Genomic DNA, 25154 nt, shown 5'->3' on the forward strand with positions numbered 1-25154 from the left:
CCGCCGAGACGGGACCGGTCAGGTGGTCTTCCGGCGAGCGCCCCGACCTGCCCCACCCGGGGTGGGGCCCCGGTCGACGTCGGCCGGGGGCGCTGCGGACGAGGGGCGGGCCAGTCCGGGAGCCGGCCGTCGGGTCGCGTGCCGGAGGACACGGAACACGGTCTTCGGGCGGAACAGCGCCCGCGGCGGGTCCGCGAGGCCGGCGACCCGCATGAAGGCGTTCGTGACGGCGGGGTCCCTGCTCGCCGCGTACTGCAACCGGGCCATGTAGGCGTTGGCCAGCCGCGTCTTCAGGGTGCGCCGCCCCTCCACGCCGGGGAAGTCGAGATCCCCGCCGGCGGACACCTCCCACGGGGCGTCGACCACCCGGGCCAGGTCGGACATGACCGCGGCGGGGGAGGGCGGCGTGCCCCGCCGGAGGTGGTCGCGCAGGGTCAACGCCTCGATCGCCGCGACGCTCATGCCCTGGCCGTAGACCGGGTTGAAGCTGCACACCGCGTCCCCGGTGACCAGGAGCCCGTCGGGGAAGGCACCCAGCCGTTCGTAGTGGCGCCGCACGCTGGCCGGGAACCGGAAGGACACCGGCTCGTCGAGCGGCTCACCGTCCCGGACCGCGTCGTAGATCTCCGGCACCGGCAGCGACCGGGCGAACTCCAGGAACGCCCCCGGCTCGGTGGGCGGGTGGTCCCCGAGCATCCCGGTGAGCGACAGCACGCACACGTCGCGCCCCACCTGGCCGAAGAAGGCACCTCGGGGGTGGGCGGGGGACGCCACCGGGTTGATCGACTGCACGCCGTCGAACCACTCGGGGCGGGTCCGGTAGTGCCTCGTCGTGTAGGCCAGGCCGACCCGCACCTTCGTCTCCTCAGGACGCTGGTAGCCCAGCTCCTCCAACCACACGGGAAGGCGGGACCCCCTTCCGGACGCGTCCACCACCAGGTCCGCCCGTAGTTCCTCCTCGACGCCCCCCGCCGCCGGGACCAGTCGGACCCCCACGACCCGGCTCCGGTCCGGGGACGTCAGCAACCCCTGGGCCTGCTGGCCCTCCCGGAACCGGACCTCGGGCAACGCGGCCACCCTGGTGCGCACGTGGTGCTCCAGCACCGGGCGCGGCGCGGTCACCGAGAGCAGTCCGGTGTGGGCCGGGCGGAGCCGCCGCGCGTCGAAGTACCACCGCATCTCCCCGAGATCCCCGGTGGGGACACCGGTGGCCTCCAGCTCCTCGGTCAGGCCGGGGAACAGCTCCTCCAACGCCAGGTGGCCCCGGGCGTGGAGGCCGTGCGCGTGCCGGGTGTGGGGAGCTCCCCGCCGGGCGCCCTTCACACCGAGCACCGTGTCCCGGTCGACCACGACGACCTCGGTGAAGTGCTCGGCCAGCACGCGGGCGGTCAGGCAGCCAGCCATGCTGCCGCCGAGCACCACGGCACGGCCTCGGTTCTGGGGGCTCATCGGACCACCTCTCCTCGCGGGGCGCGCCCCGGTCTCGTGTCGTTGTGGGTGAACACGTCAGTAGGTGACGACCGCGCGGAACCGGACGGAGCCCCGCTCGACCGCCTCGACCGCCTCGCTGATCCGAGACGAGGGGAAGACCTCGCATCGGGGCTCCACCTGACCGTCGGCGACGATGCGCAGGGCCTCGGTCAGCAGCTCGGTCCCCTCGTGGGTGGCACCGAGGACCTGTTGGCGCTGGGCGAAGAAGGGGCGGCCGAGGTCCGGTTCGATGCTGAACGGGGTGCGCCCGTCGATGCCGGCGAGGACCAGCCGACCCCCGGGGCGCAACCCGCGCAGGCACTCGCTGGCCAGGCCGTAGGACGGCGCGGTGATCAGGATGACGTCAGCCCCGCCCGCCCCGGCCAGTTCGTCGGCATCAGCCACCGCCAGCGCCGCCCCCAGATCGCGCGCGGGGCCCCGTTTGTCCGCCGACCTCGTCACGGCGATCGTCTCGAAGCCGGCCGAGGCGGCGAACTGCACCGCCAGGTGGCCCATGCCGCCGATGCCGACCACGGCGACCCGTTCGTGCTGGCGCGGGCCGCCCACGTGGAGAGCGCTCAACGCCGTGTAACCCGCGCAGAGCATCGGCGCGGCGAGCTCGAAGTCGAGGTCGTCGGGCAGCAGCACGGTGCCCGACGCCGGCGCGACCACGTACTCGGCCTGCCCACCCGGCGCGGTGAACCCGGTCATCGCCGGCGCCACGCACGCGAACGCCGCGTGGCCGGACAGCCTCGGGTCCCGGGAGCAGTGGGCGCACCGCCCGCAGGTCCCCTGGATCCACGGCACGCCCACCCGGTCCCCGGGCCGCCGGGACGTCACACCGGCGCCCACCTCCACCACCTCCCCGGCCGCCTCGTGCCCGGGGACGGCCGGTGCCGTGGACGGGAACGGGATGATCCCCCGGGACGCGAGGACGTCGTTCAGGCAGATCCCGGAGGCACGAACCCGGACCAGCACCTCGCCGGGCCCCGCGCTCGGGGTGGGGATCTCAGCGAGGCGCCAGGGCTCGCCAACCGAGGAAATCACCGTTGCCTTCATGGTCGGCCTTCTCCGCTCGTCGGAAATGGATGGGTGGTCTGGTCGGCGGCGACGGGCGGAACGAACGCGCGTCGTCGAGCGCTTCGGGCCGGCCGTGGGGAACGGGGGCGGGAAAGGCGTTCCCCGTCGTCCCGGTCCGGCGCGTTGGTGGAGGACGTGCCCGCTTTTCCCTTTTCTGGTGGGCGGGTCGTCGAACGCGGTGGGAAAACCGTCCGCGCCCGATCGGTGTTTTCCGACGTGGTCACGCCGATCCCGTCGTGTCAACGGGAATGGCGAGGTGAGCCGCGTCGGCACGTCGGGTGCCGCGGGACCCATCCTCCCGCCGGCCGGCGGCGGGCCTCATCTCCCGTCGTGCGCTCTCCCCGTCGACGAGGTCGGCGGCGCCCCGCGAGGGGATGGTCGCTGGTCGTGGCACGTTCGGAGGTGCCGGCACTCCGAGCGTCCTGTGAGGATGCGACGAGGCAGCCGGGGCGTGGACACCGCGTGCGAGCAGGCCACTCGTCACCCGTCACCCGTCGTTCGGCCACGGTGTTCCCGTCCTCGCCTTCCCTTCTCCGCCGGGCGGGCGAGGGGGACACCGAGCCGTTCGCCAGCGCTGGCCGCGAATCGCGATTCACGGATCACGGATCACGGATCAGGAATCACGAAACGCGAATCGCGGACCGGGTGGCGGTTCGGCTCGCCCCACTCGCACGACACCCGGCGGATTTCCCGTTCTGGGTCGGCACGGAGGGAGTTCTCGCAATGAGAAGCGGAATCGGAGCGCGCGCGGTCGTGCTCGGAGGCAGCATCACCGGTCTGTTCGCGGCGGCGGCGCTCGCACCGTCCTACCGCGAGGTGGTCATCGTGGACCGTGACCGGTTGGTCGGCGTCCGGGAGTGGCGTCGCGGCGCACCCCAGACCAGGCACATCAACGGCCTGCTCGCCCGTGGCCACCAGGCCCTGGAGGAGCTGTTCCCCGGCATCACCGAGGAGATGGCGGACGACGGGATCCCCTTCTCCGACCTCTCGGGCACCGTGCGGTGGTACTTCTACGGCAAGCGGCTCCAGCAGCTCCGGGGAGGGCTGAGCTGTGTCGCGGCCACCCGTCCGATGCTCGAGTACCACGTGCGGCGTCGAGTCGAGGCGATGGCGAACGTGACCTTCCTGGAGGAGTGCGACGTGGTGGGTCTGACGACCTCCCCCGACCGCGCCCGGGTCACCGGAGCCAGGATCCACCGGCGCAAGGCGGACTCCAACGCCCGCCGCAAGGCGGAGACCGCGGAGGAGGTCATCGAGGCCGATCTCGTCATCGACACCACCGGTCGCGGCTCCCGGTCGCCGAAGTGGCTGGTGGAACTCGGCTACCAGCGGGTGGAGGAGCAGGGCACCAAGGTCGGCATCGGGTACGCCAGCCGGCACTACAAGCTCACCACCGACCCCTTCGGCAAGGACCACTCGATCAACCCGGTGGCCTCCCCGACGCTGCCCCGGGGTGCGATCTTCACCAAGACCGACAGCGGCATGGTGGAGCTGACCACCTACGGCATCCTCGGCGACCACCCGCCCACCGACCCCGAGGGCTTCAACGCGTTCGTCAAGACCCTCGCCGCCCCCGAGATCCACGAGGCGATCTCCGTCGCCGAGCCGATCGACGACATCGCGCTGTTCAAGTTCCCCACCACGATGTGGCGGCGGTACGACCTGATGGAGACCCTGCCGGAGCGGCTGCTGATCATGGGTGACGCGGTGTGCACCCCCAACCCCGTCTACGCCCAGGCGCAGTCGCTGTCCGCGCTGGAGGCCCTGGCCCTGCGCGAGCGCCTGAGCGCCGGTCGCGCACCCGACACCCCGGAGTTCCAGCGCGCGGTCGCCGACATCATCCGACCCGCCTGGGAGATGACGACGGCCGTGGACCTCGGTTTCCCCGGAGTGGAGGGCGAGCGCACCCCCAAGGTGCGGATGATGCACGTCTTCTCCCGGCTCCTGCACGACGCCGCCACCCGTGACGGCCGGTTCACGGCGGCGTTCATGCGGGTCGCGGGCCTGGTCGACCCACCGACCGCGCTCCAACGGCCGGGGCTGGTGCTGCGGGTGCTGCGGGACGCCGTGGGCGTACGGCTCTCCCGGTTCCTCGCCAGGCGGCGAGGCGGGAGCGCCTGACCCTCGCCGGAGGATCGCGTCGGGCACTCCGGTTCCCGGGCGCGACGGTTGACCAGTCGGTCCGGGTTCGTCCACGCGGCACGCGACGTGGACGGACCCGGACCGCCGTGTCTCCGGGACAGCCGGTGCTCACCCCCCGGGGCGGACGTGACGCGTTCCACCCCGACCGGCTCGTCGGACCTCGCTGCCGCCGCACCGGCTGGGACCGCCCCGGGGCGCGAACCCACCACGCCGCCGCCGCGACCAGCCGGCGCCGGGTCCGGATGCCGGGGAACTGGTTCCCGGCGGCGGCACCACCCGGCAACTCGCCCACAACGACGAACGGCCCCCTCGCCGAGGCGAGGGGGCCGTCCTGTCAGGGGAACTCCCCGAGCCGGGTCGGTAGCGCGGGGACCGCGCTACCGACCGGGTTCGTTACCGAACGGCGGGAGTCACGTCGATCGTCGCGGCCGTGGCGGCCTCGCCGACGACGACGCACTCCGAACCGTCGACCACCGAGGTGATGGTGGCGGGAGTCAGGGACACCTGGCCGGGCTCGTCCAGGGTGATCTGGGTCTCGCCACCGGTGAACCGGATCGGCTCGTTCGCGGGAGTCTCGACGTTGCTGAGACCCGCCGCGGTGACGCTGCCGGACGCGTCGCCGCCGAGCTCGATGTCGAGCTCCGTGGCGAAGGAACCGGCCGGGGCGTCGAAGGGCACGCCGAGGAGGATGAGGGTGCTCGCCTCCACGGTCACGGTGTCGCCCTGGGTCGCGGTCGCCGGCGCCGTGATGGTGACGTCGATGTCCTCGACCCGGGGGTCGGCCGGGTCGCCGCAGCTGTAGGTCACCCGCGACGTGCCAGCCAGGGAGTTGTCGTCGTTGTCGGCCGCGGCGACGCCGAAACTGGTGGCGAGTCCGGCGGCCACCACAGCGCCGGCGGCGAGCACCGCGGAATTCTTCCGAGATAGCCTCATGGATTTTCTCCTTGATAGTGCGGGGAAATCCTCCGATTCCGGGTTTCGTTTCCCCGCGTTTTTCGCCTGCAGGACCACGGTATCGGTGGTGGGTCGCCCTTCCCAACTCCCGAGTTGCCTTCCCACCTGGACCGCCGAATGTCCGTTTGTCATTTTCCGGATGATTCCGGCGGTGTACCGGTGGTGGCCGGTTCCCGTTCGGGGGACCCACCGCGCCCCGTCATCCCCCCTCGCGGACCCCGGCGCAGGACCCGTGGGCGCCCTCGAACACCGTGTCGAGGAAAGTGTCCAGGTCAGGGTCGTCGAACAGGGCTCCGACGTCCACGGTGAGCCCTAGTTCGTCCTCGATCCGGGCGGTGATCCGCACTGCGGAGATCGACTGGCCCTGGAGCTCGAAGAACGTCAGGTCGCTCCGGCCCGGAGGCATCTCCAGGACCGTGGACCAAATTCTCGTCACCGTTTCCCTGATGGTGGACCGTGACGGGGCTGGCGGTACCGCGGCATCCGACATGGTGGCGTCTCCCTTGTTTCGGTGGTGGTGGGGTGTGTCGTGTCCCCCAAGGAATGGAGACCGAAGCGCCAGTGTCCTCCGAAGTGGGTCGTCCGGGCATCCGCGCACGTGCCCTGCGCGCAGGTGCCCGTGGGGCCAGAAAAGCGGAGCAATTCACGAGAAGCGTTTTCTTCGCGGCGCGTGTGACGATTCCGGTCGTGATCGGAGTGACGAGATGACCGAGATCGACCCGCCGTCCGGCCTCGCGCCGTCGACGGCGGGGCGCCACCGCGCCCGGGCCTGCCTCCCGGTCCACGAGGAGGTGCGCGCCCGGGCGCGGAGCGCGCCCCGGGCGCGGGCGGTCCTCGGGGACTCCCATGTCCTCACCTACCAGCAGTTGGACGAGGCGGCCGACGACCTCGCCGACCGCCTCCGGGACGTCGGGGTGGTCGAGGGAGCGGCCGTCGCCGTGCGGATGCCCGGCGGAGCCGCGCAGGCCGTCGCCTCGCTCGGGGCGCTGCGGGCCGGCGGCCACCTGGTCTGGCTCGGGGTCGGCGAACTGGGGACCCGGGGCCGCCACGTGCTCGCCCAGACCGATCCGGTGTGCCTGCTGCGCACGACGTCGGCGCCCGGCGAACCGGACGAGCTGGTCCGGTGGTACCGCGAAGAGCTGGGGAGGCCCGTGCTGGACGTCCACCCGCCTCGGGGACGCTCCGGGAGCAGGGACCCGGGGCCGACCCGCCGGGGAGGGGACGTGCCCCTCGACCTGACCGCCTACGTGGCCCACACCTCCGGGTCGACGGGGGTGCCCAAGGGCGTGGCCCAGGACCACCGGTCGCTGCTGGAGATCGCGAACTGGCTGGTCGAGGAGTTCGACCTGGGCCCGGGGTCCCGAGTAGCCCAGTGGGCCGCTCCCGACCACGACCCGAGCCTGTGCGAGACCTTCGCCGCGCTGATCGCCGGTGCCACGCTCTGCCCGGTCCCCCCGTCCGTCCGGGTCGACCCCGAACGGCTCCTCGACTGGCTCACCGTCCGGCGGGTCACCTTCCTCCAGACCGTGCCCAGCGTGGCGCGGGAACTCCTCCGGCTGATCACCCGCCACGGCCGGCGCCCACCCCCGACGCTGCGCGCGTTGCTGCTGATGGGCGAGGCCCTGCCGGGGAACCTGGCGCGGGAACTGCGCGCGGTGCTGCCCACCACGCGGTTGGCCAACGTGTACGGCCCCACCGAGACCATCGCGGCCACCTGGCACGAGGTCACCGGGAACGAGGGCCAGCGCGTGCCCATCGGACGTCCGATCCCCGGCCGGGAGGTCCTCGTCGTGGACGAGCAGGACCTGCCGTGCCCGGTGGGCGTCGCCGGCGAGATCGTCGTGCGGGGGCGGTGCGTCGCCAAGGGCTACCTCGGGGACGAGGGCGCCTCGGCCGCGTTCGCGCCCCTCGCCGGCACCGCCGCCGCCCCGCCGACCACCCGGTGCTACCGCACCGGCGACCGGGGACGACGGCGGCCCGACGGCCTCCTCGAGTTCCTCGGCCGCCGCGACGACCAGGTCAAGGTGGCCGGAGTGCGCGTCGAACCCGCCGAGCTGGAGGCGGACCTGGCCAGCCACGAATCGGTACGGGAGTGCGCGGTCGTGCCCGCCGTGGACGCCGACGGGCTCGTGGGCCGGCTGATCGCCCACGTCGTCACGGGCCCGGCCGGAGCGGAGGCGACGACCGAGGGCACCCCGGCCGTCTGGCGGGCGCACCTGCGCCGGGTGCGCGTCGGGCCCACCGGGCCGCTCGAGTTCGTCACCCGCGCCGAACCCCTCCCCCGCACGGTGGCGGGCAAGGTCGACCGGCGGGCGCTGATCGCCGCCGGCCCCACCGCCCCACCGGGACCCACCACCGAGCCCCCACCGGACCAGGCCGAGGGGCACGTCCTCGCGGTCGTCTCCGACGTGCTCGGCGTCCCCCGCGTCGAACCGGACGTCTCCTTCTTCGCCCAGGGCGGGAGTCCCCCGCTCCTGCTGCGCGTCCTCGTCGGAGTCCGGGGCCGGTTCGACGTCGAGGTGACCCTCCAGGACCTCCTCGCCAACCCGACCCCCGCCGGCATGGCCGCGTTGGTCGGGGCGGCCGTCCGGAATCGACCACAACCGGGTCCGTCAGCGGGCTGAGCCGCGACGCCACGAGAAGGAGCGAGAGTTGACACAGCAGGAGAGCCCACGCCCGGTCGTGTTCGACGGCGAGAGCCTGGACATCCCCGACGTGGTCCGCGTGGCGGAGGGGATCACCCCGTGCTCGGTCGCCCCGTCCGCCCTGGAGAAGGTGGCGCGGTCACGGGAGCTGTTCGAGGACATCGTCCACGACGGCACCCCGGTGTACGGGGTCACCACCGGGTTCGGCGAGATGATCTACATGCTCGTCGGGCCGGACCACGAGGTGGAACTCCAGACCAACCTGGTCCGCAGCCACAGCGCCGGGGTGGGGCCGCTCTTCGCCGAGGACGAGACCAGGGCCGTCCTCGCCGCGCGGCTGAACGCGTTGGCCAAGGGGCACTCGGCGGTGCGCCCCGAGGTACTGGAACGGCTGGCCCTGTACCTCAACCTCGGGCTGACCCCCGCCGTCCCCGAGATCGGCTCGTTGGGTGCCAGTGGTGACCTCGCCCCGCTGTCCCACATCGCCGCCACCCTCATCGGGGAGGGCTACCTGCTGCGGGACGGCGCCGCCGTCCCGACCGGCCCGGTGCTGCGGGAACGGGGCATCCAACCGCTCGAACTGCGGTTCAAGGAAGGCCTGGCGCTGATCAACGGGACCTCCGCGATGACCGGTCTCGGCTCCCTGGTCGTCGACCGCGCCCTGACCCAGGTCCGGCAGGCGGAGATCGTCTCCGCGCTGCTGACCGAGGCGCTGCGCGGGTCGACCAGCCCGTTCCTCGCCGAGGGGCACGAGGTGGCGCGGCCCCACCCCGGGCAGGTCGACACCGCCGCGAACATGCGGGCGCTGCTGGCGGGCAGCGGCCGCACCGTGGAACACGCGGTGCTGCGCGACCAGGTGCGGGACGCCGGAGAGGGCGACAGCGGGGTGCGGCGCACCCAGCTGTACCTCCAGAAGGCCTACTCGATGCGCGCGACACCGCAGGTGCTCGGCGCGGTGCGCGACGTGCTCTCGCACGCCCAGGGCAAGCTCCGGATCGAACTGAACTCCGCCAACGACAACCCCCTGTTCTTCGAGGACCGGGAGGTCTTCCACGGGGCCAACTTCCACGGCCAGCCCATCGCCTTCGCGATGGACTTCGTCACCATCGGCCTCACCCAGCTCGGTGTGCTCGCCGAGCGGCAGCTCAACCGGGCGCTCAACCGCCACCTGAGCTACGGGCTCCCCGAGTTCCTCGTCGCGGGGGACCCGGGGCTGAACAGCGGGTTCGCGGGCGCCCAGTACCCGGCCACCGCCCTGGTCGCGGAGAACCGCACCATCGGCCCCGCCAGCACCCAAAGCGTTCCCTCCAACGGGGACAACCAGGACATCGTCAGCATGGGCCTGATCTCGGCGCGCAACGCCCGCCGGGTGCTGCGCAACAACGACCGCATCCTCGCCGTGGAGTTCCTCGCCGCGGCGCAGGCCGTCGACCTCGCCGGCGGCCCCGACGAGCTCGGTCCCGCGGCGGCGGCCGCGTACCAGCACGTCAGGGACGTCGTGCCCACCCTGGACCGGGACCGGTACATGGCGGACGACATCGAGCGGACAGCCTCGGCCCTCCAGCACGGCGAGTTCCTCGCCGCGGTGGAGGCCGCCATCGGAGGGCTGCGGTGACACCGAGCGGAATGCCCCGAGACCCGACAAGGAGCAACGGTGAGTGATCCCTACGACGTCGTCGTGGTCGGCGGCGGACCCAGCGGCTCGACGGTCGCGACCCTGGTGGCCCGACAGGGTCACCGCGTCCTCCAGGTGGAGCGGGAACGGTTCCCCCGTTACCAGATCGGGGAGTCCCTGCTCCCCGCCACCGTGCACGGCATCGGGAAACTCCTCGGCGTCACCGAGGAACTGGAGAGGGCCCGGTTCGTGGTGAAGCGCGGCGGCACGTTCCGGTGGGGCCGCAACCCCACGCCCTGGACGTTCTCCTTCGGCGCGTCACCCCGCTTCGCGGGCGACTCCTCCACCGCCTACCAGGTCGAACGGATGCGTTTCGACCAGATCCTGCTGGACAACGCCCGGCGCCACGGGGTGGAGGTCGTCGAGGAGACCACCGTCCACGATGTCGTCGAGGAGGACGGCGGGGTGGTCGGCGTCGTCCTGTCCTCCGCCGACGGCCGCCGCCGGGAGGTGCGGTGCCGGTGGGTGGTCGACGCCTCCGGCAACACCAGCCGCATCCACCAACGCGTGGGCGGCCGTCGACGCTACTCGGAGTTCTTCCGGAACCTGGCGCTGTTCGGCTACTTCGAGGGTGGGCGCCGCATGCCGGCGCCGAACCAGGGCAACATCGTCGCCGCCGCCTTCGACTCGGGGTGGTTCTGGTACATCCCGTTGACCGACGAGCTGACCAGCGTCGGCGCCGTGGTGCTCCCCGAGGCCCTCGACCGGGTGCGGGGCGACCGGGAGGAGGCGCTCACCAGGCTGATCCAGGACTGCCCGATGATCGCCGAGCTGCTGGCCGACGCGCGTCGGGTCACCGAAGGACCCTACGGCGAGATCCGGGTCCGCAAGGACTACTCCTACATCCAGGAACGCTTCTGGCGGCCCGGTCTCGTGCTCACCGGTGACGCCGCCTGCTTCATCGACCCGGTGTTCTCCTCCGGCGTGCACCTGGCCACCTACGGCGCGCTGCTCGCCGCCCGATCCCTGAACACCGTGCTGCGGGGAGACCTGGACGACACCACCGCGTTCGAGGAGTTCGAGACCCGGTACCGCATGGAGTACACCCGGTTCCACGACTTCCTCGTCGGCTTCTACGACATGCACCAGGACGAGGAGTCCTACTTCTGGCGGGCGAAGAAGGTCCTCGGCCGCCAGGCCACCAGCATGGAGTCCTTCGTGGAGCTCGTCGGCGGTGGCGCCTCGGCCGAGCTCGCGCTGGTCACCCCCGAGGCGTACGCGGCCCAGCGGCAGGCCGCCTTCCAGGAGCTGGCCGACATCGTCGACCAGCCCGTGGAGCGGGAGGGCGAGGACCGCGACCTGCTCAGCTCGGCACTGGCCAAGGACGTCGCCCGGGCCGGGGCCCGGATCCAGGTGCACGCGGCGACCGGGGACAACCTCGACGAGACCCGCCCCGTGCGTCCCGGGGGCCTGGTCCCGTCCGCCGACGGCTTCCACTGGACCCCACCCGTGGGGGCCACCACCGAAGGGAAGGTCTGATCATGGCGCACGACACGTCACGCACCCCGCCGGGCCAGGGGGCGGAACGGGTGCCGCTCACCGCCCAGCAGGAGTTCCTGCGGGCGATGGACCACGGTGACGACAGCGGCCCCTTCGGGCCCTACTACCACATCGTCGGTGGCTGGCGGGTGCACGGCAGGATCGACGTGGAGGTCCTCCGCGCCGCCATGACCGACCTCGTCGCCCGGCACGAGGCGCTGCGCACCTCCATCGTCGTCGAGGGCGACGACGCCCACCAGGCGGTTCGGCCGGCGGCGGAGCCGGAGTTGACGCTGCGGGACCTGCCCGCCGACGGCGACCGGGACCAGACCGCCGAACGGTTCGCCTGCGAGATCGAGGCCGGCCCGTTCCCCGCCACCGAGTACCCCGCCCTGCGGATGGTGCTGGGACGGTTCGACCACCAGGACGGCGTCCTGGTCCTGATCGCCCACCACACCATGGTCGACGGGTGGTCGGCGCAGGTGGTGATGCGGGACCTCGCCGAGTTCTACGCCGCCCGCCGGGGAGACCGGCTCCCCGTGCTGCCGCAGGTGCGGCAGCCCCGCGAGTACGTGGCGTGGCAGCGTGCCCAGGCCGAGGGGCCGTCCACGGCTCGGGCCCTGGCGTTCTGGCGGGAGAACCTGCGGGGGGCGCGGATGACGGCCATCCCCACCGACCGGCCCCGCCCGAGCGAGGGCGAGTTCCGCACCGGCTGGCACCGCTTCGTCCTCGACGAGCGGTACGGGCGGGCCGTCGACCTCGTCGCCCGGCGGACCCGCTCCTCACCGTTCATGGTGTACCTCGCCGCCTACCTCACCTATCTGCGGGACCGCACCGGGAGCAGCGATCTCGTCGTCCCCACCTTCACGCCCGGCCGCAGCCCGGGGTGGATCCAGGACACCGTCGGCAGCTTCTACAACTTCCTGCCGCTGCGCGTCGACATCGGCGGCGGCGACCTGGCCTCGGTGATCGAACGCACGCGAACCGCCTGCCTGGCCGCCTACGACCACGAGATCCCCTTCCTCCAGCTCTCGGCGGCGGCCCCCGACCTGATGGACCCGGTGCAGGACCCCGGGGGAGCGGCGGCGGTCTTCCAGGTGGTGCAGTCGCCGTTCATCATGAGTGAGCGGACGGCGGGAGACGTGACGTTCAGCGCGATCCGGAGCCGCACCCTGTCCGCGGCCGAGGGATCCCAACTGCCGGACGGCCTGCTCTGGTCCCTGGAACCGAGACCTGACGGCGTCGTGTACGGCAAGGTCGGCTACACCACGAACATGTTCGACGAGGACTCGGTGGCCGCCCAGGTCCGGGACCTCACCTCGGTGCTCCGCGACTCGGTCGTCGCCTCCGCCGCCGAGTAGCGCCCCGCGCCCCGCGCGGCGGAGGCCGGTTCCCGAGCCCGCCGCGCCGCCCCCGGTGCCGGGACCGTCGAGGAGACGGTCCCGGCACCTCACCGGCGTCTCAGGGACCCAGCAGGTCACGTCCCGCCCGCCGCAGGTCCTCGAAGGACTCCAGGTCCGGCGCGCGCCAACCGCCGAGGTCGTACTCGTCGAGGCACTGGTCCACGAACGCCCGGTAACCGTCCACCGTGCCGTCGGCGAGCTGCGCGGACAGCAGCTCGATCCGGGTGTTCTCGTGGCTGCCGGCGTAGTTGCGCTCGTACAGTTCGTGCCGACCGGCGAACTCCGAGCCGACGGCGTCCCACAGCAGCTTCATGACCTTGACCCGTTCGGTCGCCTCGACCCCACCCGACCCCCGCAGGTACCTGTCGAGGTCACCGCGGATGCGGGGGTCGTCGAAGTCCTCGACGCCCGAGTTGACGTAGATCAACCCGCTGGCGACGTCCTGGAGGACGATCTCGCGGACCCTCGGGTACCCGAGCTGCATGAACCACCGGTAGGCCATCCCGTACTGGGGGTTGGGCAGCAGGGCACCGCCCTTCCAGGGCACCGGGTTGCGGGCGGCGGCGTCGGACAGGCCCCAGAACAGGTTCCGCCAGGCGAGGACCTCCCCGAGGCGGGCGCGCACGCCTCGGAAGTCGGCCGTGCCGGTGATCTCCAGCGCCTTGGCGAGCAGGCCCGCGATGAACTCCAACTTCACCGCGAGCCGGGTGCAGCCGTGGAACATGAAGCGTTCCGGGAACCCCGACCGCGCGGTGAACAGCGTCGCCCTGCCCAGGTCGCCGTAGACGAACACGTTCTCCCAGGGGATGAGGACCCGGTCGAACACCAGGACGCTGTCGTTCTCGTCCAACCGGGACGACAGGGGGTAGTCGAAGGGGCTCCCCATCACCGAGGCCGTCGCCGAGTAGGAGGGGCGGCAGATCAACCGGACACCGGGGGAGTTGGTCGGCACCGCCGCCACCAGGGCGTACTCCCGTTTCCGGATCGGCAGGCCGTAGTGCGCGACGAAGACGTGGTGGGTGAGCGCCGACGCCGTGGCGACGACCTTCGCCCCGCTGACGACGAGCCCCGCGTCCGTCTCCCGCTCCACGTGCACGTACACGTCGCCCACCTCCTCCGGCGGGCGGTCCCGGTCCACCGGCGGGTGCACGATCGCGTGGCTGAAGTACAGGACCTTCTCCTGCGCCCGCCGGTACCAGGCGCGGGCGTTGTCCGCGTACGGGCCGTAGTAGTCGGCGTTCGCGCCGAGGGTCCCCAGGAACGACGCCTTGTAGTCCGGCCCCCGCCCGAGCCACCCGTAGCCGATCCGCGCCCACTCCGCGATCGCCCGCTGGTCGGCCACCAGGTCGTCGACCGTGCGGGGCGCCCGGAAGAAGCGGTGCGTGTAACCCTCGCCGCCGCTGTCGGTCGGCGCGGTGAGCACGTCACGGCGTTCCGGGTCGTGCAGGGAGTCGTAGAGGCGAGCGGTCATCCGGACCGGGTTGCGGAAGGCCGGATGCCGGGTGACGTCCTCGATCCGCGTGCCGTGCAGGAAGACCTGCCGGTCGTCCCGCAGGCTCTCGACGTACTCGTCCCCGGTCATCGGCCGGGTGCCACGGTCGCGGTCGGGGGGTGGCGCCGCCCCACCCGCACGAGAATCCTGGCCTGTGCTCATGGATGACGCCCCCGTCGTGTCGGTGGTGGACTGGGCCGGAACCCACGATCACGGCGCCGTCCTGGGCTGACAAGCGTTCCCCGGCGATGCCGCACGCAGCGACATGCCGACCGGGTGGGCACCCCGGGACGTGCCCCGTCCGCACCCTCGCCCCCGGTCGGCGGAACACCGTGGTGGAGGGGTGTGGCCGCGCCTCCACCCGCCCCGGCCGGGGCCGGGAGGAGCCCCGCACGCCGGGAGATGCGGCCCGGAGCGCGACGCCACGACGATGAGGGCGGGACGGACCCGCCATGCCCGGAGTCCAGCGGGAGGAGACGCGGTCCCGCGAGTTCCCGCGCCGTGGCCGACATCCGATCGAGGGGTACCCATGAACGATTCCGCAGCCAGCGCCGACGGACCGCCGTCGTTCCCGATCAGCCGCCCGGCGACCTGCCCGTACCGGCCCTCCACCCGGCACACCCGGCTCGGCGAGTCGGGACCGATGACGAAGGTCCGGCTCTACAACGGCAGGGACGCGTGGTTGGTGACCGGCGCCGCGCAGGCCCGCGCCGTCCTCTCCGACTACCGACGCGTGTCGATCCGCCCCCAGCACGGGAACTACCCGCTGCTCAACGAGGAGTTCGAGAAGGTCGTCGACAGCGGCTACGCCGACGTGCTGTTCGGCGTCGACCCACCCGAGCACACCCGGCAACGCCAGACGATCATGCCGAGTTTCACGATGCGGCGCACCGCCGAGCTGCGGGACGACATCCAGCGGATCGTCGACGACAGCCTCGACGACCTGGTGCGCTCCGGGAAACCGGCGGACCTGGTGACCCGGTTCGCCCAGCCCGTGCCGTCGATGGTGATGAGCCTGGTCCTCGGGGTGCCCTACGAGGACCACGAGGAGTTCGAGACGCCAGCCCACAAGCTGTTCGTCCCGGAACTGGCCGACGAGGCGACCACCGAGCTGATGGCCTACCTCGACCGCCTCATCGCCAGGAAGGAACGGGACCCGGGGGCCGGCGCCACCGGGCTGATCGACGACCTGATCGTCGACCAGCTCCACCCGGGGAAGATGAGCCGGGACGAGCTGGCCCACATCGCGATGTCGATGCTCGTCGCCGGCACCGACACCACGACGAACGTCATCTCCCTCGGAACCCTGGCGCTGCTCGACCACCCCGAGCAGTGGCAGGCGCTGCGGGACGACCTCGACCTGGTCCCGGCCGCCGTCGAGGAGATCCTGCGCTACGTGTCGCTCGTGGAGGTCTTCGCCCGCGTCGCCGTGGAGGACATCGAGCTGGATGGCGGTGTCATCAGGGCCGGTGAGGGGATCCTGGTGAGCTGCGCCGGGGTGAACTTCGACCCCCGGTTCACCGATTCGCCCGACGACTTCGACATCCGCCGGCCCCCTCGGCCGTCGTTCTCCTTCAGCCACGGCATCCACCGCTGCCCCGGCGACAACCTCGCCCGCCTCGAACTGGAGATCGCCTTCCGCCGCCTCGTCGAACGGTTCCCGGACCTGCGGTCCGCCGTGCCCACCGAGGAACTGCCCAGCAACAACACCGACGGCACGCTGCAACGCCTCTACGAACTCCCGGTGACCTGGTGACAGCCGCCCGAGGTACCACCGCGACCACGAAGGGAACGACCACGATGACAGCTCCGCACAGCCAGGGCTCCCCGACGGACGGGGTCCTGGCCCGCCGCGGCGTCGCCTACGACACCGGAACGAACTTCGAGACGGGGCAGGGCCCGCTGTCACGTGACGTGTGGAGCTCCACGCGGATGCTCGAGGAGATCAGCCTGATCACGGACCAGCTGAACGCCAACTCGGTCACCGTGTACGGCAGCGACCCCCGGCGCCTGGAGATCACGGCTACCGCCGTCGCCGAACGCGGGCTGCACGTCCAGCTCCAACCCCGGTTGGTGGACCGCCCCCGCACCGAGGTCCTCGAACACCTCGTCACCGCGGCCCGGATCGCCGAGCGGCTCCGCGTGGACGGCGCCGACATCGACATGACGGTGGGCGCGGTCCACCTGCTCTTCACCCCGGGGCTGCTCGACGAGGGGCAGTACCACGAGCGGATGGCGAACATCTACGCCGACGCGCAGCACCACCTGCTGGTCCCCACCCGGACCGTGGACGTCGCCGCCGCGGCGCCCCGGCTGAACGCCTTCCTCGACGACGCGCAGAACCTGGTCCGGGGTGTCTTCGGGGGTGACGTCGGCTACGCGGCGGCGCCGTTCGAGGACGTCGACTGGGACCTCTTCGACTTCGTCGCCCTCATGTACCAGTACCTGCCCGCGGCGCGCACCGCCGAGGAGCACCTCGACCTGCTGGCCTCCTACCGGGAGACGGGACTGCCAGTGGACGTCGCCGAGTACGGCACGGCCACCTACCGGGGAGCGGAGGACAAGGCGTTCTTCTTCTGGGACGTCGTCGACCGGGAGGGCCCGGTGCCCACGATCCTGGACGGGTACACGCGGGACGAGGGCGCGCAGGCGGACTACCACCTGCGGATGCTCGACGTGTTCGAGCGGGCCGGGGTCAGGGGCGCCACCATCTCCGAGTTCATCCACCCCACCCACCCCCACTCCGACGACCCGGCGCTGGACCTGGACATGGCGAGCATGGCCCTGGTCAAGACCATCCGGGACGACATCACCAAGCACGGTTCGCCCTACCGCGTGGAACCCAAGGAGGCCTTCCACGCCGTCGCCGACCACTACGCCCACCTGGGTTTCCAACGGCGGGTCCGCCGCTGACGCGGGAGGTCCGGGGCGCGCGCCGGGGCCGACGACGTTCCCGCCGGGGACGACGTCGGCCCCACCGCCGTGCCCGACCCGCGGCGGCACGGCGCGTGGACCGGGTGGGGACCGGGGGCGGTGGGGCGAGGCCGGGGCTGGTCGCGGTACCCGGGGGAGCGGGACGAGGTGGGACGTCGTGCCGTGCGGGGCGAGGGGGACGGGACGGCGGCCGAGCGGGACGGCGAACACGGGAACGGGACCAGTGAGGACCGCCGGGGGTGGGCGAGCGCCGGGCGGCACGGTCGGGGCGGGGCGAACCAGCCTCAGCGGCGGCGGGCGATCGTCAGACCGTCGGCCACCGGCAGCATCACCGTCTCCAGCCTGTCGTCCTCCGCCAGGGACGCGTTGGCCGAGCGCACCGCCTCGGCGCACCGGCGGGGCAGGCCCGGTTCCGCCCGTTCCGGGGCCACCGCCCACCCCTCCATCAGCACGTTGTCCACGACCAGCAGGCCCCCGGGTCGCAGCAGGGGGACCGCGGCCCGGCAGTAGGCCGGGTAGTTCATCTTGTCGGCGTCCACGAACACCAGGTCCACCGGCGGCCCCTGCGCGAGCTCCCGCAGCACCCGTGCCCCGGACGACCGCCGGAACAGCACCCGGTCGGCCACCCCGGCCAGCCGCCAGTGCTCCCGGGCGAGCCCCACCCACCGGTCGGACACGTCGCAGGTGGTCACCTGGCCGCCCTCGGCCACCCCGAGGGCGAGCGACAACGCGGACAGCCCGGTGAAGGTGCCCAGGTCGACGACGTTCCGCGCTGACAGGGTCCTGGCCAACAGGGTCAGCAGCGCCGCCTGTTCGAGGGGCACGGCCATGCCCGCCGCCTCCCCGAGGGCTGCGGTCCGCGCGGCGAGGGACCGCAGCGCGGGAACCGGTGTGGTGCTCGACCGGGCCAGGTAGTCGCCGGTGGCCCGGTCGACGAGGAAGTGCTTGGGGTCGTTCCCGTGGCGCATCTCGTTCCTCCCACCTCGTTCCGGGGGTGACGACGGGGCGGCGGCCGGCCCGCCGGGACCTCAGCCAGCCCCGGTGTCCGACTGGGCCAACCACCAGGGGGTGTCCCGGGCCCAGGCCACCGTCCGCGCGATGCCCTCGTCCAACGGGGTGTCGGGGTTCCACCCCAACAGCGTGCGGGCCTTGGTGTTGTCCGGCACCCGCCGCGGCAGGTCCTCGTAGGCCGAGCCGAGGTGCCGGGTCGTGTCCACCTCGGTCCACGATCCGCCGGTGGCCTCGGCGATCAGCGACACCACCTCGCGGATGCTGGTCTCGCGCATGCTGCCGACGTTGAACGTCTCACCGACCGCCCTCGGGCTGCGCGCGGCCAGCACGGTGCCCTCCACGACGTCGTCGACGTGGGTGAAGCACCGGGTCTGCGCGCCCCGGTCGTAGACGACCATCTCCTCGCCGTTGAGCGCGCGGTGGATCGACCGGCTGACCACGTAGGCCGGTCGCTGGCGGGCGCCGTACACGTTGAAGTAGCGGACGACGGTGGTCGGCAGCGCGTGTTCCCTCGCGAAGGCGAAGGTCAGGTGTTCCATCAACGCCTTGCTCGACGAGTAGGCCCACCGGTCGGCGGAGGTCGGCCCCAACACCCGGTCGGCGTCCTCGCTCCAGGGCACGGCCGGGTTCTTCCCGAACACCTCGCTCGTGCTGGCCACCACGACCCTGGCCCGGCACCGGTGCGCCAGGTCGAGGACGTTGCGGGTCCCCTGGAGGTTCACGTCGATGACCTCCAGCGGGCGGGCCAGGTACTGGTCCACGCCGACGACGGCCGCCAGGTGGTACACGACGTCGAACCTCGCGGGCACCGAGGCCAGGGCGGTCCGGTCGAGGACGTCGTGCGGCAGGTGCTCCACGTCGCTCCGGTGGCCCCCCGCCCCGCCGGGCGGTGCCACGTCGAGCACGGTCACCTCGTCGCCGTCCGCGACGAGTCGGTCGACGAGATGGCCGCCGACGAAGCCGTTGCCGCCGGTCACCAGTGCGCGCGCCATCGGGTTCCTCCGGTTTCCTGGACGGGGAAACGCCCCCGGTGCGGGGGCGGAGCTGGGAGATCGGTCGGGCTGGGTCGGGGGGCGGTGCCCGTGCGAGCACCGCCCCCGCATCCGGTCGGCGAGCGGGTCGAGGCCCGTCAGGAACCGACCCGTTCGCGCATGGCCGCGGCGACGGTGTCCGCGGTGGTGTCCGCGCCGCCCTCGTGCACCCAGATGAAGACGTCGTCGGTCAACACCATGGAGTCCTGCGAGTCGCACGGCCCCTCGGTGCACTGCCAGGATTCCCGGATGGTCCTGACCAGCTCGTTCTCCTCGTCGTGGAAGGAGATGGACTGGGTGATGCCCAGGGTCTGGGCGTCGGGGACCTCGGCGACCTCCCGCTCGGAGAACGACAGGGTGCTGGAGACGATCTCGCCGCCCCCCGTCGCGCTGGGCGGCCAGCCCTGCATCGTCTGGAAACCCTCACCGCAGCCCTCGACGCGCATCCGGATCAGGTCCAGCACGTTCTCGTCCGGGGCCTCGGCGACGAAGGCCATGAACAGGGCGCCGTCGGCGCGGTTGCCGAACTGGTACCAGCCGTCCAGCTCCTCCAGACCACCGATGACGGAGAAGTAGCTGACGCAGCGCGGCATGACCACGATGCCGGAAGGCTCGCCGGTCCCCGGCATCATCCGGGCGGTGGCCTCCCGCAGCGGCATCTCCGCGTGGATCTGGCTGCCCTCCGGGTGTTCCTCCACCGGAAGCAGGACGGACTGGAGGTCGGCCGGCCCGGCCGGCGCGACGGTCTCGGAGGCCGTCTCCTGGGCGGCCTCCGAGACCACCGGATCCGTGCTCGACTCGGGGCTGCACCCCGCGACCACGATCGCGGCCGCGGCGGTCGCCGCGAGCACGGTCCTCGTCCTGGTTCGGCTTCGCATGGTCATGGCTCCATTCGTGGGTTCGTCAGCTGGTGTGGTGGGGCTGGTCGCGGGGCGCGGCGCGGGTGCGGGCCCCCGGTACGCCTGGCCAGGGCTCCTCGGGCGCGGCGACGGGCTGCGGTCGGGGTCGCGGTCAGCCGGCGTCGAACCGCACGGGCAGGGCCGTCAACCGGTGCAGGTTGTACGTGGGCCGCCACCTCAGGTCCGCGACGTCGACGGCGAGCCGGAGGCCGGGCAGGCGCCGCAACATCGTCGTGACGGCGATCTCCCCCTCGATCCTGGCGAGGGGAGCACCCAGGCAGTAGTGGATGCCGTGGCTGAAACCGAGCACCCGTCCACCGGTCTCCCGCGCGGTGTCGAGGCGGTGCGGGTCGGGGAACACCGAGGGGTCGTGGTTGGCGGCCGCCACCGAGATCACGACGTGCTCGCCGGCCCGCACCCGGACACCCGCGAGCTCCAGGTCCTGCCGCGCGAAGTGGTAGGTGATGCTGGAGACCGGGCTGTCGAAGCGCAGCAGCTCCTCGAGCGCGGCGGGCACCAGCCCGGGATCCGCCCGCAGCCGGTCCAGGTCGTCGGGATGGCGGAGCAGGGTGAGCATCCCGTTGGCGATCAGGTTCACCGTCGTCTCGAACCCGGCGCTCAGCAGGAGCATCGAGTTCGACCGGACCTCGACGTCGCTGAGGCGGTCGTCCCGCTCCTGCGCGAGCACCATCGCCGACACCAGGTCGTCGCCGGGGCGCGCGCGCCGGTCCTCCACGAGCCCGCCGAGGTAGGTGTCCAGCCAGCGGCCCGCGGTGATGATGTCCTCGTAGGACGACGAGGAGTTGATGCCGGTGAGGACCTCGGCGTGTTGCTCGAACTCCCCCCGGTCCTCCCGGGGGATGCCCAACATCTCGCAGATGACGGCGATCGGGAGGGGCAGCGCCACCGCCTCGACCAGGTCGGTGGAACCCCGGTCGGCGACGGCGTCGAGGAGGGAGTCGGTGATCTCCTGGACGCGGGGACGCATGGCCTCCACCCGGCGCCGGGTGAACGCCTTCGACACCAACCGCCGAAGCCGCTCGTGATCCGGCGGATCGGCGAAGAGCATGTGCCGCGAGAGCGGGAAGTCCTCGCCCCCCATCGGGTGGTACGGGTGCAGTTCCGGCGCGGCGGCCCCGATCCCCCGGACCAGGCGGGGGTCGGACAACGCGTCCCTGGCCGCCTGGTTCCCCGTGACGAGCACGGTCGGCATCCCGTCGGGGAGCGTGACCCGGTGGACCGGGCCCCGGTGCCCCAGCCGGGCGAACAGGGCCTCGGGGTCGGCGAACACCTCGACGGGGAGCGCTACCGCGTCCTCATATCCACGCATGACGGCTCAGCTCTTCCTCTCGGTCCTCGCTCGTGACCCACGGGCCCTGGGCGGTTCCTCGTCAGTGGTCCCGGACTCCCACGCGAATCCACCGGAATCGACGTCCGGGGAACCACCGGGAAAGGGAGATCCGGTTCAGGGGAATTCGGGGTGGGTCCGCCGAAATGGTGCGGACCACCGGGATCGAGTGGTGACCGTGAACCGGCCCGCCTCGATCACCACGCCCAACCTAGCAATCGACGCGCGTCCTCGGTTCTTCCTGCGTGCGGGGAGCGAATCGCCGAAACCCGAGGCCAGGGACCGGGAAGCGGGCTCCCCGCGTGGCGGGACCGCGCGCGGAACCGTTCGCGACGCGGCCCCGAACACCATTCCGGCCCAGCGGGCCGGAGCGCATTCTGGAAGGTGCGGTCGGTCTCCTCGCCGCGAACCATGATGAGCGCGATTTCGACTGGCCGACAGCAGTGGCGGACCGTTTTCCGTCGGCGACCGCCGCCCGACGCCGTTCGCGGCCCGCCGTCGCCGGGCGGGGCCGACACGTTCCGGAGGAGACCCCATGCGAGTGCTGTTCATCGTCTACCCGTCGCACGCCCACTTCTGGCCGGCCGTGCCGCTCGCCTGGGGGCTCCAGAGCGCGGGCCACGAGGTCCGGGTGGCCACCCACGCGCGGTTCGAGGGATCGGTCACGGCCGCCGGGCTCACCCCGGTCGGGCTCGGCGACGCCTCCGTCGACGAGGCGCGGACGCGGCCCGACGCGCGGGCACCCGCCCACCCCGAGGAGGTCCTCCGGTACGCCGACGCCCTCGGGCTCGACGAGCAGGGCCGCGAACACTGGATCGCCTACTACCAGTGGTTGCTGAACCCGATCTCCGACTACATCCGCACGGACCTGCCCTACGCCGACGAACTCATCGACTTCGCACGCCAGTGGAAGCCGGACCTGGTGATCTGGGACCCGACCTTCGCCTGCGGGCCGTTCGCGGCCCGCGCGTGCGGCGCGGCCCACGCCCGGATGCTGATCGGCCCGGACATCCTGGCCTGGAGCCTCGACCGGCTGGCCGAGCGCGGGACCGAACTCCTCGCGGCGGGGCTCTCCCCGAACCCGCAGGTCGAGCTCATGACCCCGTTGGCGGAGAAGTACGGCATGGAGATCGACGACGAGCTCCTGTACGGCCAGTGGAGCATGGACCCGATGCCGCCGGGCATGGTGCTGCCGACCAGCACCACGACGCTGGCCATGCGCTACGTTCCCTACAACGGGGCGGAGGCCTTCCCCCGTTGGTTGACCGACCGGCCGGAGCGGCCGAGGGTGGCGCTGTCCCTCGGCGAGTCCACCCGCCGGTTCATCAAGGGGGACTGGGGGCGGACCCCGATGATCCTGGAGGCCGTCGCGGACCTCGACGTCGAGCTGGTCGCGACCCTCAACGAGCCGCAGTTGGAGGGCGTCGGTCGGATTCCCGACAACGTCCGCGTCATCGAGTGGGTGCCGCTGACCCACCTGATGCCCACCTGCTCGGCGTTGATCCACCACGGTGGCATCGGCACCTTCGCCGCGCCCGCCGCCATGAGGGTTCCGCAGATCGTCTGCGACACCGGCGAGACCCTGATGATGCGCCCGGTGGAGGTCGATCCCCGGGGCCCCGGGGACGGCACCTACCGCGTCGGTTTCGAGTTCGGCATCAGCGAGGACGTCGTCGAGAAGGTCACCTCGTGGGAACTGCCCGCGAAGAAGCTCGAGGCCACCCTCACCGCCGACTACGTGGTCGCGCGGGGTGCCGGCCTGCGCCTGAACCACCGCACCACCTCCGTCGAGGACATCCGGCGGATGATCACCGCCGTTGTCGAGGACCCCTCCTTCCAGCGGGGCGCCCGCGACGTCCGGGAGTCCTGGTTGGCGATGCCCAGCCCCGCCGACGTGGTGCCCCTGCTGGAGGGGATGACGGCGGAACGCCGCTGACGGCGGTGACACCCGCGGCCCGCCGGCCGCGTCGGTTCCGGCCGTCGGGAGCCACCACCGGCTCCCGGCGGCGACCGGGACGACCAGGAACCCACGTCGAGGAGGAGAGAGCATGCCCGTGTCCGCTGGTGGTCCGCCGTCCACGGCGGGCCGGAGGGAATGGTTGGCGTTGGCGGTGCTGGCGCTGCCCACGATGATGACGATGCTGGACATCGGGGTGTTGTTCCTGGCCCTGCCGGAACTGACCGCGACGCTGTCCGCGAGCGCCAGCCAGCAACTGTGGATCACCGACGCCTACGGTTTCCTCACCGCCGGGTTCCTGGTCACGATGGGCACCCTCGGTGACCGCATCGGACGCCGGCGGCTGCTGCTCGTCGGCGCCGCCGTGTTCGCCGTCGTCTCCGTCGTCGCCGCCTACTCCTCCTCGCCCGAGATGCTCATCGCCTCCCGCGCGGCGCTGGGGGTGGCCGGGGCGACGATCGTGCCCTCCAGCCTCGCCCTGATCATGGTCATGTTCCGCGACGCCCGGCAGCGCGGCATCGCCATCTCGGTGTGGGCGGCCTCCCTGACCGCCGGCGTCGCGCTCGGACCCGTCCTCGGCGGGGTGTTGTTGCAGTGGTTCTGGTGGGGTTCGGTCTTCCTCGTCGCCGTGCCGATCATGCTGCTCCTGCTGGTCACCGGCCGCGCCGTCCTGCCCGAGTTCGCCAACCCCTCGGCGGGCCGGCCGGACGCGGTGAGCGTGCTGTTCTCCCTGGGCGCGTTGCTGCCCTTCATCTACGGGCTCAAGGAGATCGCCCGGCTGGGCTGGCAGCCCGGACCGGTGCTGGCCGTCCTCGTCGGGGCGCTGATGGGCCTGGCGTTCGTCCTCCGCCAGCGGCGGCTGGACGACCCGCTCCTGGACCTGCGCCTGTTCTCCATCAGGGCGGTCAGCGCGGCCCTGCTGATCGGCCTGCTGGTCGCCGGGGTGCAGTCGGGGAGCGGCTTCTTCGTCGCGCAGCACCTCCAGATGGTGGAGGGGTTCTCGCCCCTGGTGGCCGGGCTGTGGGTGCTCGTCCCGACCCTGGCCCTCACGGTCGGGATCTTCGTCAGCCAGGCCGTCAGCGGTCTGCTGCGGCCCGCGCACCTCATCGCGATCGGCACCACCGTCGCCGCCGTCGGCATGCTCGTCCTCACCCAGGTGGGGCCGACGACGGGGCTGCCGGTCCTCATGACCGGGTTCACCGTCGTCTACTTCGGGGTCAGTCCGGTGGGCCCGCTCGTGGCCCGCATCGTGGTGCCCTCGGCGCCACCGGAGAAGGCCGGGTCGGCCTCCTCCCTCCAGTCGACCAGTGGGGAACTCGGTGTCGCCCTGGGCATCGCGCTGCTCGGCAGCGTGGGAGCGGCCGTCTACCGCTCGGGGGTCGCACTGCCGGCCGAGGTCGCCGACACCGGCGCCGGCGCGGTCGCCGGGGAGACCCTCGCTGGCGCGCTCGTCGTCGCCGAGGGCCTGCCAGGTCCGGTCGCGGCGTCACTGGTCGAGTCGGCCCGCGCGGCTTTCGTCGCCGGGCTGAACACCGCGGCGGGCATCTGCGCGGTCGCCTTCGTGGTGCTCACCGGGCTCGCCCTCGTCGCGCTGCGCGACGTCCCGACCCCGAGGGCTCCCGCCCCGTGACCGG

General features: G+C 72.5%; 18 protein-coding genes. 9 read left to right on the plus strand and 9 right to left on the minus strand.

From position 1 onward, the window contains the following. Positions 1 to 18: 18 nt before the first annotated feature. Positions 19 to 1449 (minus strand): FAD-dependent oxidoreductase, encoded by a 1431-nt coding sequence (locus ACOJVX_RS11415; protein ID WP_422647512.1) that lies wholly within the window; start codon positions 1447 to 1449, stop codon positions 19 to 21. Positions 1450 to 1506: 57 nt separating this feature from the next. Further along, positions 1507 to 2529: an alcohol dehydrogenase catalytic domain-containing protein gene (locus tag ACOJVX_RS11420; RefSeq protein ID WP_422647513.1), complete on the minus strand. Its 1023-nt coding sequence runs from the start codon at positions 2527 to 2529 to the stop codon at positions 1507 to 1509. A 744-nt stretch (positions 2530 to 3273) separates the two neighbouring features. On the opposite strand from ACOJVX_RS11420, the gene ACOJVX_RS11425 reads away from it, so the two are divergent. Further along, positions 3274 to 4671, plus strand: coding sequence for an FAD-dependent oxidoreductase (locus ACOJVX_RS11425; protein ID WP_051314282.1), 1398 nt, complete (start codon positions 3274 to 3276; stop codon positions 4669 to 4671). Positions 4672 to 5085: 414 nt separating this feature from the next. Here the strand turns inward: ACOJVX_RS11425 and ACOJVX_RS11430 are convergent, their stop codons facing one another. Together ACOJVX_RS11430 and ACOJVX_RS11435 are read right to left on the minus strand one after the other, a co-directional pair. Continuing rightward, positions 5086 to 5625: a hypothetical protein gene (locus ACOJVX_RS11430; RefSeq protein ID WP_156038634.1), complete on the minus strand. Its 540-nt coding sequence runs from the start codon at positions 5623 to 5625 to the stop codon at positions 5086 to 5088. Between the two features lie 220 nt (positions 5626 to 5845). Next, positions 5846 to 6082 (minus strand): phosphopantetheine-binding protein, encoded by a 237-nt coding sequence (locus tag ACOJVX_RS11435; RefSeq protein WP_211237595.1) that lies wholly within the window; start codon positions 6080 to 6082, stop codon positions 5846 to 5848. A gap of 268 nt (positions 6083 to 6350) precedes the next feature. Between ACOJVX_RS11435 and ACOJVX_RS11440 the strand changes: the two genes are divergently transcribed. The 4 genes from ACOJVX_RS11440 to ACOJVX_RS11455 are packed head-to-tail and all read left to right on the plus strand — an operon-like array spanning position 6351 to position 12806. Further along, on the plus strand, positions 6351 to 8270 hold the full coding sequence (locus tag ACOJVX_RS11440) for an amino acid adenylation domain-containing protein (RefSeq protein ID WP_422647514.1): 1920 nt from the start codon (positions 6351 to 6353) through the stop codon (positions 8268 to 8270). Between the two features lie 28 nt (positions 8271 to 8298). Beyond that, positions 8299 to 9906 (plus strand): tyrosine 2,3-aminomutase, encoded by a 1608-nt coding sequence (cmdF, locus tag ACOJVX_RS11445; RefSeq protein WP_026420225.1) that lies wholly within the window; start codon positions 8299 to 8301, stop codon positions 9904 to 9906. 39 nt (positions 9907 to 9945) lie between these two features. Continuing rightward, entirely contained in the window at positions 9946 to 11445 is a 1500-nt protein-coding gene (locus ACOJVX_RS11450) for an FAD-dependent oxidoreductase (RefSeq protein WP_030107054.1), read from the plus strand. 2 nt (positions 11446 to 11447) lie between these two features. After that, positions 11448 to 12806 carry a condensation domain-containing protein gene (locus ACOJVX_RS11455; protein ID WP_422647515.1) on the plus strand — a complete coding sequence of 453 codons (1359 nt, stop codon included), beginning with the start codon at positions 11448 to 11450 and terminating at the stop codon, positions 12804 to 12806. Between the two features lie 100 nt (positions 12807 to 12906). Here ACOJVX_RS11455 and ACOJVX_RS11460 read toward each other — a convergent pair whose 3' ends face one another. Beyond that, on the minus strand, positions 12907 to 14430 hold the full coding sequence (locus ACOJVX_RS11460) for a 4-hydroxyphenylacetate 3-hydroxylase family protein (protein WP_337662013.1): 1524 nt from the start codon (positions 14428 to 14430) through the stop codon (positions 12907 to 12909). A gap of 439 nt (positions 14431 to 14869) precedes the next feature. On the opposite strand from ACOJVX_RS11460, the gene ACOJVX_RS11465 reads away from it, so the two are divergent. Together ACOJVX_RS11465 and ACOJVX_RS11470 are read left to right on the plus strand one after the other, a co-directional pair. After that, positions 14870 to 16096 (plus strand): cytochrome P450, encoded by a 1227-nt coding sequence (locus tag ACOJVX_RS11465; RefSeq protein WP_422647516.1) that lies wholly within the window; start codon positions 14870 to 14872, stop codon positions 16094 to 16096. A 44-nt stretch (positions 16097 to 16140) separates the two neighbouring features. Beyond that, positions 16141 to 17253 carry a hypothetical protein gene (locus ACOJVX_RS11470; RefSeq protein ID WP_422647517.1) on the plus strand — a complete coding sequence of 371 codons (1113 nt, stop codon included), beginning with the start codon at positions 16141 to 16143 and terminating at the stop codon, positions 17251 to 17253. 305 nt (positions 17254 to 17558) lie between these two features. Here the strand turns inward: ACOJVX_RS11470 and ACOJVX_RS11475 are convergent, their stop codons facing one another. The 4 genes from ACOJVX_RS11475 to ACOJVX_RS11490 form a co-directional block, all read right to left on the minus strand. Next, positions 17559 to 18242: an O-methyltransferase gene (locus ACOJVX_RS11475; RefSeq protein ID WP_026420230.1), complete on the minus strand. Its 684-nt coding sequence runs from the start codon at positions 18240 to 18242 to the stop codon at positions 17559 to 17561. A 60-nt stretch (positions 18243 to 18302) separates the two neighbouring features. Continuing rightward, complete coding sequence (locus ACOJVX_RS11480; protein ID WP_103056875.1) at positions 18303 to 19277, minus strand: NAD-dependent epimerase/dehydratase family protein; 975 nt, start codon at positions 19275 to 19277, stop codon at positions 18303 to 18305. 137 nt (positions 19278 to 19414) lie between these two features. Next, positions 19415 to 20194, minus strand: a complete 780-nt coding sequence (locus ACOJVX_RS11485; RefSeq protein WP_155886246.1) for a hypothetical protein — start codon at positions 20192 to 20194, stop codon at positions 19415 to 19417. A 133-nt stretch (positions 20195 to 20327) separates the two neighbouring features. Next, a complete protein-coding gene (locus ACOJVX_RS11490) occupies positions 20328 to 21545 on the minus strand; it encodes a cytochrome P450 (RefSeq protein WP_030107044.1) in 1218 nt (405 codons plus the stop codon). 553 nt (positions 21546 to 22098) lie between these two features. On the opposite strand from ACOJVX_RS11490, the gene ACOJVX_RS11495 reads away from it, so the two are divergent. Together ACOJVX_RS11495 and ACOJVX_RS11500 are read left to right on the plus strand one after the other, a co-directional pair. After that, positions 22099 to 23499, plus strand: a complete 1401-nt coding sequence (locus tag ACOJVX_RS11495) for a nucleotide disphospho-sugar-binding domain-containing protein (protein WP_418153605.1) — start codon at positions 22099 to 22101, stop codon at positions 23497 to 23499. Positions 23500 to 23611: 112 nt separating this feature from the next. Next, entirely contained in the window at positions 23612 to 25150 is a 1539-nt protein-coding gene (locus tag ACOJVX_RS11500; RefSeq protein ID WP_035292886.1) for an MFS transporter, read from the plus strand. Positions 25151 to 25154 lie beyond the last annotated feature (4 nt).

It is taken from the genome of Actinoalloteichus caeruleus, from assembly GCF_049311605.1.
In the GTDB taxonomy this organism is placed as follows: Bacteria; Actinomycetota; Actinomycetes; order Mycobacteriales; family Pseudonocardiaceae; genus Actinoalloteichus_B; species Actinoalloteichus_B caeruleus.